Source organism: Defluviimonas sp. D31 (genome assembly GCF_033436765.1).
Classification (GTDB): Bacteria; Pseudomonadota; Alphaproteobacteria; order Rhodobacterales; family Rhodobacteraceae; genus Albidovulum.
On the sequence record NZ_JAWQFN010000001.1, the window covers coordinates 547483 to 560138 of the forward strand.

The window sequence follows — 12656 nt, forward strand, 5'->3', positions numbered from 1 at the left end:
AGATGAACTTCGGTATAGCGTCATTATCAAGACAATCCTGAAGGAGGGGCCGAATGTACGACTTCATCGTGCTAGCCGACTGGCTGGAATTCGCGGTGCGCTGGTTGCATGTGATCACCGCGATCGCCTGGATCGGCTCATCCTTCTACTTCATCGCACTCGATCTTGGCCTGCACCGCGACCGCAATCTCGCGAGCGGGGCGGATGGCGAGGAATGGCAGGTCCATGGCGGCGGCTTCTACCACATCCAGAAATACCTCGTGGCGCCGGAAAAGATGCCCGACGATCTCGTCTGGTTCAAATGGGAAAGCTACGCGACCTGGCTGTCGGGTGCCGCACTGCTGGCGCTCGTCTACTATCTTGGCGCCGATCTCTATCTCGTCGATCCGCAAGTGCTCGACATCCCCGTCTGGCTGGCAATCATCATCTCCGTCGCCTCGCTCGGGCTCGGCTGGCTGATGTACGACAATATCTGCAAGTCCAAGTTCGGCGACGACAACACGCGGCTCATGATCGCGCTCTACATCATCCTCGTGATCATGGCCTGGGGCTACACGCAGGTCTTCTCGGGGCGGGCGGCCCTTCTACATCTCGGCGCCTTCACCGCAACCGTGATGAGCGCGAATGTCTTCTTCGTCATCATCCCGAACCAGAAGATCGTCGTCGCCGACCTCATCGCCGGCCGCACCCCCGACCCGAAATTCGGTAAGATCGCCAAGCAGCGCTCGACCCACAACAACTACCTGACGCTGCCCGTGCTCTTCATGATGCTGTCGAACCACTATCCCCTGGCCTTCGCCACCGAGTACAACTGGATCATCGCCAGCCTCGTCTTCCTGATGGGGGTCACGATCCGGCACTACTTCAACACGGTCCACGCCCGGAAGGGCAACCCGACCTGGACCTGGGCCGTGACCGCGCTCCTCTTCCTCCTCATCGCCTGGCTCTCGACAGCGCCGATGTTCCGGGCCGACGACGCGGCAGAGGCGCGGTTGACCCCCGCCGCGACGCGCTTCGCTGCGGCGGAGGAGTTCGAGGAGGTGGAAAACATCGTGCTTGGCCGCTGCTCGATGTGCCATGCCTCCGAGCCGTTCTTCGACGGCATCCCCTACGCGCCGAAGGGGGTCATTCTCGAAACGCGCGAACAGGTCGCCTCCTGGGCGCGCGAGATCTACCTGCAGGCCGGCGTCAGCCACGCCATGCCCCCCGCGAACGCCTCGTTCATGGAACCGCAGGAGCGGGCGAAGATCGTAAGCTGGTACAAAAGCGTGACCCGAGGCGAGGGGTAAACGGCGCTTGGCCATCGCGGCCATGCGTGCGGTGCCGGCGCCGTGGTGCCTTCCATTCCAGTGAATGGACCGAACCATCAAGCCCTGGAATCAAAACCTACGCGGCCGCGACCGTCAGGCGATGGGCTGACTGGATATAGGAAACGGCCTCACCGAAGGTCTTGAGCCCCTCAATCTCGTCGTCCGGGATCTCGATTCCGAACTCATATTCGAGCGCCATCAGGATCTCTATGGTTTCGAGGCTGTCCACGCCAAGGTCATCAACGAATTTCGTTTCAGCGACGATGGCGACGGGATCGGCATCGAGGAGCGTCGCGGTAATCTCTCGCAGTCTGGCTTCGGTGTCGGACATGGGGCAATTCCTGGCACGAAAGAACGGTAAGCGGAAAGGGCAGCGCTCCAAGGGTAACATCCCGCCCGGATTTCGGTGAGTGCAAAATTGGAATTAACTCCGTTGACCCGCAGGATTCCGCCCGAACGCCCGCATGGGTGAGGCCGATTCATGCCGCGCGACACGGCTGTGACCCTATCGGGTCGACACCATGCCAATCGTTTTCTGGACTGCCGCCACCGAGTGGCCCGCTCGGAAGGTTAGCGCATGATCCTTGCGGCGCCTCGCCCGCGATGGCGCCAAACCCGGCGATGGGGCAACGCAGTATGTTGATCGACGGTGTCCTTCCAACCCGTCCGGAGCGCCGTAGGACAAGTGTCGTAAGGAGGGTTTACCCAACCCATCATCGGAGTCCATCCAAGTCATCGACAGAGCCCTAATTGGGTGAACCTGCTGATCAGGCCGGGGAAACTCAGCCTCCAGGCTCGCCGGTGCCGGGGTTCGGCACCAACTCTTCGGCCCACGGAGGGTTGGCGCCGGAACGCGATACCGTGAACGCCGCGACCCGGGCGCCGTGCGCAAGCGCCTGCTCCAGGCTGGCGGGATGCAGGGTCTTGAGGTCTGCGTTCCGCAGCAGGCCGAGTTCGGACAGCCTCGCGAGCAGGCCCGCGTTGAACGTGTCGCCCGCGCCGACCGTATCGACGACCCGCACCCGAATCGCCGGCGCGTAAACCGTTCCGCCACCCGCGAGAAACCCCGTAGCCCCGTCGCCGCCCCGCGTCAAAACCACAAGCGAGGGCCCCTTGGCGAGAATTGCGTCGACCTTCTCTCGAACGGACTGGGGCTCGGGCACGATCCAGTTCAGATCTTCATCGGAGACCTTCACGATATCGGCGAGCCGGATCATGCCGTCGAGACGGGCCCGGTAGCGCGCGACGTCGCGTATGAAGCCGGGGCGGATATTCGGATCGAGCATTACGGCCCTCCCGCCACGCCCACGCGCGAGGAACGCCGCATAGGCATCCGCAGCCGGTTCCGAAGCGAGGCTGATCCCGCCGAAGAACAGCGCCGAGACCTCGTCCGGCAGCGCCGGCAGGACGTCGGGCGTCAGCATGCGGCCCGCGGAGTTCTCGTCGAAGAAGCTGTAGCTGGCCTGGCCGCCGGCCAGATGCACGAAGGCGAGCGTCGTCGGCCGGTCGGAGGTCACGACACGGGACGTATCGACGTGGCTTGCCTCCAAAGCGGTTTTGAGCTGCTGACCGAACATGTCGGTCGACAAGCCGGTGAACATGCCGGTTTTCACCCCGAGACGCCCCAGGGCGATTGCGGTGTTGAAAACCGCACCGCCCGGATGGGGCACGAATCCTTCGCGCCCTCCCACCGTCGGCTCCGGTATCATATCGACCAAGGCTTCACCGCAGCACAGGATCATCGCTGCTCCGCCGCTCCCTCGACATAGGCGCGCAGCGCCGCTGCGCAGCCGGCGGACCAGATCAGGTCGAGCCAGTATTCGAACTGAGTCGAGAACCTCGCGTTCATCTTCAGGTCTCCGTAGATCTGCCGCTGCTCCAGCCAGGCACGCGGGCGATCCTTCGCCGCCAGGGCGGCAGGAACGAGACTGTGCCAGTTGGGATCGTTCGGTTCAATCTCAGTGCCGTCCTCGCGCGTGCCGGCGCACATTCGGGCCCAGAGCGCCTCCACCAGGCTCAGGCCATCGACCGGCGCGCCAGCGGCAAGCGCGTCGCGCAGAACCGGCAGGACGAAGCGGGGATGTTTCGACGAGCCGTCGAAGGCGACCCGCCGCGTGGTGTCGAGGATCGCCACGTTCGAGAATCGCCTTTCGATGAGGTCGATGTAATCGTCGGGAGTCATGCCCGGCACCGGCCGGACGAAGGGAGCGATCTCCTCGTGCTCGACCTTTCGGAAGAAGGCCGAGATGCGTGGATGCGCCATGCAGTCCGCGATGGTCGGGGCGGAGAGGAGCTCCCCGGCATTGGCAACCACCTGATGCCCCGCGTTGAGAATGCGGATCTTCATCGTCTCGTAATCATGCACGCGATCGGTGAAAATGGCCCCTGCCCTGTCCCAGTCCGGGCGCCCGGCGCAGAAGTCGTCCTCCATCACCCATTGGCGGAAGGTCTCATGGGTGACGGGCGCGGCATCGTCGATCCCGAGACTTTGGGCGAGCGCGGTCTCCTTCGGGCCGGTCGAGGGCACGATGCAGTCGACCATCGAATTTGGGAAGCTGCAATGGCGGTCTATCCAGTCGGCGAGGACCGGGTCGGAGAGTCGCGCAAGCGAAACCACGGTTTGCCGCGTGATTGCGCCGTTGCCCTGCAAGTTGTCACAGCTTTGCACTGTGAAGGGGCCGGAGCCTGCGTCGCGGCGAAGCCGTAGCGCCGCGATGATGGCGCCGAAGACGGTGCGGGGGCGATCGGGGTGTGCCACGTCATGGCGGATGTCAGGGTCGTCTGCGTCAAGACCGCCCGTTGCGGGATCGGCGAAATACCCGCCTTCGGTGACGGTCAGGGAGACGATGCGGATCCCCGGGTTGGCCATCGCGCGGATCAGGGCACCATTGTCCTCCTCGATCGGCAGGTAGCCGATCATCGAGCCGACCACCTCGACCGAGGTTCCGGAGGGGTCGAGCGCGATCAGCGTTGTCAGGCAGTCCTGCGCCATAAGCTTCTCGCGCATCCGCGCGTCGTAGGGACGCACGCCGGCGCCGAGGATCGCCCAATCGCGCGCCTCGCCGTCCTGCATCAACCGGTGCAGGTACCAGGCCTGATGCGCGCGGTGGAAGTTCCCGAGTCCGATATGCACGATCCCCGGCGTCAGGGCAGAACGGTCGTAGGTCGGTCGGGATACGCCCTCGGGCAGGTCGCCCAATGCGCGGTCGCGGAGTTTCATCGGTACAGCTTCCCGTGCAAGTTCATTCCTCAGCTCATCCACTGGCCGCCGTCGACGTTGTAGCACTGGGCCACGACGTAGTCGGCTTCGGGCGAGGCAAGAAAAACCGCCATCCCGGTCAGATCCTCGGCCCGGCCCATCCGCCCGAAGGGAACGCCCGCGGCCACTTCCGTCTTCTTCTGTCCGGGCGCCTTGCCCTCGTATTTCGCGAAAAATGCGTCGACGCCGTCCCAGTGCTCGCCATCGACGACGCCCGGAGAGATCGCGTTCACGTTGATCCCGTGCCGGATCAGGTCGAGCCCCGCCGATTGCGTCAGACTGATGACCGCCGCCTTGGAGGCGCAGTAGACCGCCACAAGGGCTTCACCCCGGCGTCCGGCCTGGCTGGCCATGTTGATGATCTTGCCGCCCCTGCCGCGCGCGACCATGTGGCGGGCGACGGCCTGCAGCGTGAAGAGGGTGCCGGCGACATTGACCTCGAAGATGCGGGCATAATCGGCGCGCTCGATCTCGACGATCGGGGCGGCGGTGAAAATGGCGGCGTTGTTGATCAGGATGTCGATGCCGCCGAAGCCCTCGACGACCCGGGCGACGGCGTCGTCGATGCTGTCCTGGCGGGTCACGTCCATACCGACCGCCATCGCCGCCGGACCGAGTCGGTCGGCCTCGGCACGGGCGCGGGCGAGGTCGATGTCGGCCAACGCCACTCGCGCGCCTTCGCGGACGAAGGCCTCGGCAAAAGCCAGGCCGATTCCGCGCGCGGCGCCGGTGATCAGCGCCGTCCTGTCCTGAAGCCGTTTCATTCGATCCTCAGGCCGCCGGCATCGAACTTGTGAATGACGTCAGCACGCGGTGACAGGTGCACGCGGTCGCCGTGACGGAATCCGACCTCGCCGTCGGCGCGGACGGTGATGGTCTCTGCAAGCCCGGTGTCATGGATGTGGAAGAAGGTGTCCGAGCCGAGATGCTCCGAGACGCCGACGACCCCGGACCAGGAGCCTTCCTTGTCGTGGACCTCGATATGCTCGGGGCGGATTCCGATGGTGTGGGCGCCCTGCCGGGCGGCCTCGGCGCCTTCGATGAAGTTCATCCGGGGCGAGCCGATGAACCCAGCGACGAAGAGGTTCCGCGGCGCACGATAAAGCTCCAGCGGCGAGCCCACCTGCTCTATCACGCCGGCGCGCAGCACCACGATCTTGTCGGCCATGGTCATCGCCTCGACCTGGTCGTGGGTGACATAGATCATCGTTGTCGCGAGCCGCTTGTGCAGCTCGCTGATCTCCAGCCTCATGCCGACGCGGAGCGCGGCATCGAGGTTCGAGAGCGGTTCGTCGAAGAGGAAGGCCGCCGGTTCGCGGACGATGGCGCGGCCGATGGCGACGCGCTGGCGCTGGCCGCCGGAGAGCTGGCCCGGCTTGCGGTCGAGATAGTCGGTGAGGTTGAGAACCGAGGCGGCCTGCTCGATCCGGCGGTTCTGTTCGGCCTTCTCCATCCCCGCCATCCGTAGCGGGAAGGCGATGTTCTTTCTGACCGACATATGCGGATAGAGCGCGTAGGACTGAAACACCATCGCGAGACCGCGCTTCGCCGGCGGCACCCTGGTCGCGTCTTCGCCGTCGATGCGGATCTGCCCTGACGTCACGTCCTCGAGCCCCGCGATCAGGCGCAGGAGCGTGGACTTGCCGCAGCCCGAGGGGCCGACGAACACGGCGAACTCCCCGTCCTCGATGGTCAGGTCCAGTGGTGGGATGACCTCCACGTCGCCGAAGCTCTTGGTCACCTTGTCGAGAGTGATGCGTCCCATGATCTTTCCCTATTTCACGGCGCCGAAGGTCAGGCCGCGCACGAGTTGCTTCTGGCTGAACCAGCCGAGGACGAGGATCGGCGCGATGGCCATCGTCGAAGCGGCGCTGAGCTTGGCGTAGAAGAGGCCCTCGGGGCTTGAGTAGCTGGCGATGAAGGCGGTGAGCGGGGCGGCTTTCGCGGCCGTCAGGTTGAGCGTCCAGAACGCTTCGTTCCAGGCGAGGATGATGTTTAGAAGCACGGTCGAGGCGATCCCCGGAACGGCCATTGGCGTCAGCACGTAGAGGATTTCGTCCCGCAGCGTGGCGCCGTCCATCCGCGCCGCTTCGAGGATCTCGCCGGGGATTTCCTTGAAATAGGTGTAAAGCATCCAGACGATGATCGGCAGGTTGATCAGCATCAGCACGATGACAAGACCGATGCGGGTGTCCAGAAGCCCGAGCTTGATGAACATCAGGTAGATCGGGTAGAGCACGCCCACCGCCGGAAGCATCTTGGTGGACAGCATCCACATCAGGATGTCCTTGGTCCGCTTCGAGGGCACGAAGGCCATCGACCATGCGGCGGGCACCGCGATGATGATTCCAAGCAGCGTGGAGCCCCCGGCAATGATCACCGAGTTCCAGAGATAGCGCATGTAGTCCGAGCGCTCCTGCACGATGGAGTAGTTTTCCAGCGTCCAGTCGAAGAAGAGGAATTTCGGCGGATAGGCGATCGCATCGCCCTCGGTCTTGAAGCTGGTCAGGATCGTCCAGAGGATCGGGAAGAAGATGATCAGGCCGACACTCCATGCGAGGGCGGTGTTGATCGTCTTGCGGCGGTTGGTGACTGCACGGGCCATGATAAATCTCACGCGTCCAGGTTCTTGCCGACGATGCGCATCAGGAAGATCGCAACGATGTTGGCAAGAATGATTGCGTAGACCCCTCCGGCGGAACCGAGGCCCACATTCTGGCTTTCCAGCACACGCTGGAAGATGAGGTAGGTGAGCGTCTTGGTGCCGAAGGCGCCGGCGGTGGTGACGAAGATCTCGGCAAAGATCGCGAGCAGGAAGATCGTCTCGATCAGCAGGACCACGGTAATGGCGCGGCTCAGATGCGGTATGGTGATGAACCAGAAACGCATCAGGGGCGGTGCGCCGTCCATTTCGGCCGCTTCGAGTTGTTCGCTGTCAAGCGACTGGATCGCGGTCAGCAGGATCAGCGTGGCAAAGGGCAGCCACTGCCAGCTCACGATCAGGACGATGCTCAAGAAGGGTTTGTCGATCATCCATTCGACCGGGGTCGCCCCGAAAAACTTGAAGACATGGGCAAAAAGGCCGTTGACCGAGTCCAGGAACATGTTCTTCCAGACGAGGCCCGACACTGTCGGCATGACGAAGAAGGGGGCGATGACAAGGATACGCACGATGCCCTGCCCCCAGATCGGCTGATCAAGAAGGAGCGCGAGTAGCACGCCGAAGACCACGGTGATGACCAGTGAACCGACGACGATGGCCAGGGTTGCCACGACCGCGGGCCAGAAGGCAGACGAGGTGACGAAGCGCACATAGTTCTCGAAGCCGGCAAAGCCGAGATCGCCGCCGCGCAGCGGCAGATAGGTCCTGAACGAGAACCACAGGGTCATGATCAGCGGCACCAGCATCCAGCCCAGTAGCAGGATGACGGCGGGAGCCATCATGAGTCTGGCAGCGGAACGCGACGCTTTCGTGGCCATCGGGCAAACCTCCATCGGTTGTGCAAGATGCACAGTGCTTGCGGTGACTTTGGCCTGGCAAGGATTTAAGGGGTGCCAGAGGGCGGATCACCGCCCTCCGGATCAGATGGGCCGGGGCCTAGTAGCCGGCGGCTTCCATCGCGTCAGTGGCGATCGCCTGGGCTTTTGCCAGAGCCTCGTCAACGGTCTGCTGACCGGCATAGGCGGCAGAGAACTCCTGGCTCACATCCGTGGCAATCCCGGCGAATTCAGGAATGGCGGCGAACTGGATGCCGACATAGGGAACCGGGTCAACGGTCGGATTGTTCGGGTCCGCCGAGAGAATCGAGTCGAGCGTCATCTTGGCGAAGGGCACGGCCAGGTAATCCGGGTTCTCATAAAGCGAGGTCCGGGCGCCGGGGGGGACGTTGGCCCAGCCCTCCTTGGCGGCGACGAGTTCGATGTAGGACTTGGAAGTTGCCCATTCGATGAACTCTTTCGCGGCGGCTTCCTTCTGGGTGCCGGCCGGAATGGCGAGAGCCCAGGCCCAGAGCCAGTTCGATCGCTTGCCGAGTCCGTTATCCGGCGCCAGCGCGAAGCCGACGCTGTCGGCCACGGTGGAGTCGTTCGGGTTGGTCACGAAGGAGGCTGCAACCGTGGCGTCGATCCACATGCCGCACTTGCCCTGCTGGAAGAGCGAGAGGTTTTCATTGAAGCCGTTCGTAGCGTAACCGGCCGGGCCGAATTCGTCCATCATGCCCTTGTAGAAAGTCAGGGTGTTGTGCCAAGCCTCGCTGTCGAAGGTGGGCTTCCAGCTTTCGTCGAACCAGCGCGCGCCGAACGAGTTGGACATAGCGGTGATGAAGGCACCGCCCTCACCCCAGCCGGCCTTGCCCCGCAGGCAGATGCCGTTGATGTCGTTGGCCCGGTCGGTCATCGCCTCAGCGGCCTGGCGAATGAACTCCCATGTCGGTGCTTCGGGCATCTCCAGACCGGCCTTCTGCATCAGGTCGGTGCGGTACATCACCATCGAGCTCTCGCCGTAGAACGGCGCGGCGTAGAGCGTACCCTCATAAGACAGGCCGCCCGCCATCGCCGGCAGGATGTCGGCCGCGTCGTATTCGGCCGAGAGGTCGTCGAGCGGCACCAGCCAGCCGTTCTTGCCCCAGATCGGGGTTTCGTACATGCCGATCGTCATGATGTCGAACTGACCGCCCTTCGCCGAGATGTCGGTGGTCACGCGCTGGCGCAGGGTGTTTTCCTCGAGCGTCACCCATTCGACCGTATGGCCGGTCTTGGCCGTGAAGTCATCGGTCAGACCCTGCATGCGGATCATGTCGCCGTTGTTGACCGTGGCGATGGTGATGGTCTCGGCCTGGGCGCCGCCGGCACCGATCAGCCAAAGGGCCGTGGCCGCACGAAGTGCGTAGTTCCGATACATCCGAATCCTCCCTCAGTCTGGATGTTTCGCCAGAACTCTAGGAGAGGCGCTGTCGCAGCGTCAATATTTTTCTTTACGCGCGATAACTTTCTTATGCCGAGTCCCGCATCACCAACTTCCCCTCGAACAGCGTCACGTCACGCGGCATGCCGGATCCTCCCTCGTCGATCATGCGAAACAGGGTTTCGACCGCGCGCGCCGAAATCGCGGCGTAGTCCTGCGCGATTGTGGTCAGCGGCGGGCAGGTGAACCGCGAGAAGGGATGATCGTCCTGGCCGGCGACCCGAATGGCGCAATGCGACGCGCGCCCGACGCGCAGGCCCTTCTCGTAGCAGGCGGTCAGGAAGCCGATCGCCAGCCGGTCATTGCTGCACAGGACCGTGTCGGTGGCGAACCGCTTCTCCTCGATGGCCTTGATACCCTCGCGCCGCCCGATTTCCTCGAACGCCCACCCCTCGCCGTCGACCTGTACGATCTGCGGCGCATGGCCGAGGCGCTCCATCGCCGCGACATAGCCCGCGCGGCGCTTGTTCGCGTTGGGATTGGCCGGATTGCGCATCTCGAAAAAGCACGGCGGCGAGCCGGTGCGGCACAGGTAATCCACGATGAGCGCCGCGAACTGGGCGTTGTCCGAACCCACGAACGCCAGCCCCACATCGTCGACATTGCTGTCGAAGAGCACCGACGGCACCTCGGCGCAGAACTTCTCGACCGCCGCCCGGTTCGAGTTCCGCCCGAGCGGCGCCAGCAACACGCCAGCCGGCTTCAGCGAGCGCAAGGTGTCAAGGATATCCACTTCCAGCGCGGGATCGCCGTAGGAACTGAACAGCGACGGCCGGTGGCCCGCGTCGATACACTGCTGCTCGATGTTCCGCGCGATCTCGGCGAAGAACGGATCCGCGAGATAGGGAACCACGATGCCGACGTTCTTCGTCAGCTTGCGGTTCTGGTTCATGGCGAAGATGTTGGGCCGGTAGTCGTAGTGCTCCAGCGCCGCCTCGATCTTGTCGCGGGTCTTCGGGCGCACGCTGTCCGGATCGTAGAAGTATTTCGACAGCGTGGGGCGGGAAATGCCGACCAGCCCGGCAAACTCCTCCATGTTCTTCGGCTTCTCCTTGGCCACGGTCGTTCGCCTTTCCTTCATGAGCCTTCGCAAGCGCCTCGCCAGAGCGCCGCGATCGCCTTCCGTTGGTCCGAGATATACTTGACGCGCGAAAACTTATCCAGCGACATGGCGAGTTGCGACCGGGCCGCATCCTCCCGACGAAGCTTGCGGGCCGTCATCCGGAGCGCACGAATGCCAATCCGGCGAATGGGCAACCCCCGCGAGCGAGCCACGACGGGCCGGGATTGGCACTGAGTCGATGCGTGCGCAGGCGTGCAAACGAACACTGGATCCGCCCTATACGGGCCGAGGTTGCCGGAGGGATCGGAGTTGAAAGTGGTGCGGTTGAGAAGACTCGAAGAGGCACGGGGTACACCCACAGTATCTCAACGAACTCCGTCTGCAATCACCCCAAAGACTTAAGCCCACAAATCAGCAGGTTAGCCGGTGCTTCGAGTAGCATTCTTACTGTAAGGGTAAACGCAAGGCAACCCTTACAGTTTCTAGTATATGGATTCTTTGTGTTTCTCGTTCGCCCTATGGTGAATCCGACAACCTTCCACACAGCGCCTCCGAGGCTGGCCACAGGTCGTTCAAAGTTGTCCGGAGGTTACCCCTGCCCCAACCCGAGTTGCGCCTGTAGCCAGCCTCTGAGAGTCACCGCGAGTCGCTCAGCCGCTAGGCGCGCAAGGTTAACCCTGAGACTCAGCCAGCGTCCGCGCCCGGACCTGCGCAAGAGCGGCGCTCGCTTGCTCCTGTGAGGCGGTCTTGGAGCTAACAAGGTCGGACACATGGTTCAGCCAGTTGATATCCGATGGGTCCATGATGTTCCGGTTGAAGGAGATGAAGTCTGCGATTTCGATGACGACCGGGAAAATGCTTTGTCGTGCCATAGTGATGTTCCTTTGATTGAATTGAAGGGAGCGCCTCCCCCGGCGACAGAGACCGGAAAAGGCGCGGTAGGTTTGGGATAGGGATTGTTGGGCGCTAGACGCTCAGCCGCTGGCGTTCAAACACTGATAGGAAAGTCGAAGTCCGAGACCGGGTATTCGCCTTGGTAGCCTTGGTAGCCTTGGTAGCCTTGGTGGCCCACGGCTTCCTCGGGTTGCACCCGGTTGGACACAAGAACCTTCACGGCGCTGCCTATGTCGGTGGTCGTGGCGCTTCCGTCTTCCAGCTTCTGGATCAGGGTACGGATTAGAAGACCATTGAGTTTCTCAAGGTCCGCTCGGGTAGCGTTGGTGGCTTCGTCAGCCACCGGGCGTTCGGTGTCAGTCATCGCCCGACCTCACGCATATGGCGCATAGAGGTAGTCGAAAGCCTCGGCGGCACCCTCTCGCGTCAGCTTGCCGGTTGCCGCTTGGAACCAAAGGTTGCGGACGATGGCTTGTTCATCGCGGTTACCGCGCTCGGCCAGTTCAACGAGGAACTCCATCCGCTCCATTCCGAGAGAGTCCCCAACCTCCATGAAGTCAGCCAAGGTTTGCGAACCGCTTTCTTGCATCTCGTCATAGAGCGCCCTGGCGCTACCCTCGGACATGCCGAGTTTGTCTTGGGCGTACCGGAAGCCCTCCTCGCTGATCTCCCCGTTGGTCACGATATCGTCGCCAAAGGTGGCCAAGACGGCATCGGCATTGCCACCGACGGCAAGTTCAAGCTGAGCATGAAGGAGGTTTGCGCCGTCCAGCGCGGATTGTTCCTCCTGCGGCTGAGCGCCTAGAGGTTGCTCAAAGTGTTCCTGCGGTTCAGCCCATTGGTCGCCTTGAGCGCCGTTGTGGGGCTGGATCAACCCGAGTGACACGGCGGTTTCGTAGGGAACCTCCATGCCTTCGATCTTGATGATATCGGTCGGCTGGTAACCGCCCTCCACGTATTGCCGCGAACCGTCACGGGTCACGACACGGATGTTGTTGTTGGCGTCGTCGTCGGAGATGTAATTGGAACTCCGCGCGAAGTGGCCGTTGGCTTGCCGCTCGGCATCCACGTTTCGGGTCGCGGCACGGAAGTCATTGTCGTGGGTAAGGTTGGAAGTGGAAGCCACAGCATTGCCGGTGGCATCAATTGCTTGGGTCATTATTTCTC

At 63.0% G+C, this 12656-nt stretch carries 13 protein-coding genes; 1 reads left to right on the plus strand and 12 read right to left on the minus strand.

The window, feature by feature from the left end; translation table 11 throughout:
* Window positions 1–53: 53 nt before the first annotated feature.
* Window positions 54–1289: a urate hydroxylase PuuD gene (locus R5H32_RS02640; protein ID WP_318337128.1), complete on the plus strand. Its 1236-nt coding sequence runs from the start codon at window positions 54–56 to the stop codon at window positions 1287–1289.
* 97 nt (window positions 1290–1386) lie between these two features.
* Here R5H32_RS02640 and acpP read toward each other — a convergent pair whose 3' ends face one another.
* The 12 genes from acpP to R5H32_RS02700 all read right to left on the minus strand — a co-directional run bounded on the left by acpP (window position 1387) and on the right by R5H32_RS02700 (window position 12648).
* Window positions 1387–1641 carry an acyl carrier protein gene (gene acpP, locus R5H32_RS02645; protein WP_318337129.1) on the minus strand — a complete coding sequence of 85 codons (255 nt, stop codon included), beginning with the start codon at window positions 1639–1641 and terminating at the stop codon, window positions 1387–1389.
* A 451-nt stretch (window positions 1642–2092) separates the two neighbouring features.
* Window positions 2093–3052: a carbohydrate kinase gene (locus tag R5H32_RS02650; protein ID WP_318337130.1), complete on the minus strand. Its 960-nt coding sequence runs from the start codon at window positions 3050–3052 to the stop codon at window positions 2093–2095.
* Window positions 3049–4530 carry a mannitol dehydrogenase family protein gene (locus tag R5H32_RS02655; protein WP_318337131.1) on the minus strand — a complete coding sequence of 494 codons (1482 nt, stop codon included), beginning with the start codon at window positions 4528–4530 and terminating at the stop codon, window positions 3049–3051. Before R5H32_RS02655 ends, R5H32_RS02650 begins: the two co-directional genes overlap by 4 nt.
* A 29-nt stretch (window positions 4531–4559) precedes the next feature.
* Window positions 4560–5333: an L-iditol 2-dehydrogenase gene (locus tag R5H32_RS02660; RefSeq protein WP_318337132.1), complete on the minus strand. Its 774-nt coding sequence runs from the start codon at window positions 5331–5333 to the stop codon at window positions 4560–4562.
* Complete coding sequence (locus R5H32_RS02665) at window positions 5330–6334, minus strand: ABC transporter ATP-binding protein (protein ID WP_318337133.1); 1005 nt, start codon at window positions 6332–6334, stop codon at window positions 5330–5332. The genes R5H32_RS02660 and R5H32_RS02665 overlap by 4 nt, the downstream gene beginning before the upstream one ends.
* 9 nt (window positions 6335–6343) lie before the next feature.
* The gene (locus tag R5H32_RS02670; protein WP_318337134.1) at window positions 6344–7174 is read right to left on the minus strand and encodes a carbohydrate ABC transporter permease; all 831 of its coding nucleotides are present in this window, start codon (window positions 7172–7174) and stop codon (window positions 6344–6346) included.
* 8 nt (window positions 7175–7182) lie between these two features.
* Window positions 7183–8049 (minus strand): sugar ABC transporter permease, encoded by an 867-nt coding sequence (locus R5H32_RS02675; protein ID WP_318337135.1) that lies wholly within the window; start codon window positions 8047–8049, stop codon window positions 7183–7185.
* A 118-nt stretch (window positions 8050–8167) separates the two neighbouring features.
* On the minus strand, window positions 8168–9469 hold the full coding sequence (locus R5H32_RS02680; protein ID WP_318337136.1) for a sugar ABC transporter substrate-binding protein: 1302 nt from the start codon (window positions 9467–9469) through the stop codon (window positions 8168–8170).
* A gap of 91 nt (window positions 9470–9560) precedes the next feature.
* A complete protein-coding gene (locus tag R5H32_RS02685) occupies window positions 9561–10592 on the minus strand; it encodes a LacI family DNA-binding transcriptional regulator (protein ID WP_318337137.1) in 1032 nt (343 codons plus the stop codon).
* Window positions 10593–11266: 674 nt separating this feature from the next.
* Entirely contained in the window at window positions 11267–11467 is a 201-nt protein-coding gene (locus tag R5H32_RS02690) for a hypothetical protein (RefSeq protein WP_318337138.1), read from the minus strand.
* Between the two features lie 116 nt (window positions 11468–11583).
* Window positions 11584–11853, minus strand: a complete 270-nt coding sequence (locus R5H32_RS02695; protein ID WP_318337139.1) for a hypothetical protein — start codon at window positions 11851–11853, stop codon at window positions 11584–11586.
* Between the two features lie 9 nt (window positions 11854–11862).
* Window positions 11863–12648, minus strand: coding sequence for a hypothetical protein (locus R5H32_RS02700; RefSeq protein WP_318337140.1), 786 nt, complete (start codon window positions 12646–12648; stop codon window positions 11863–11865).
* Window positions 12649–12656 lie beyond the last annotated feature (8 nt).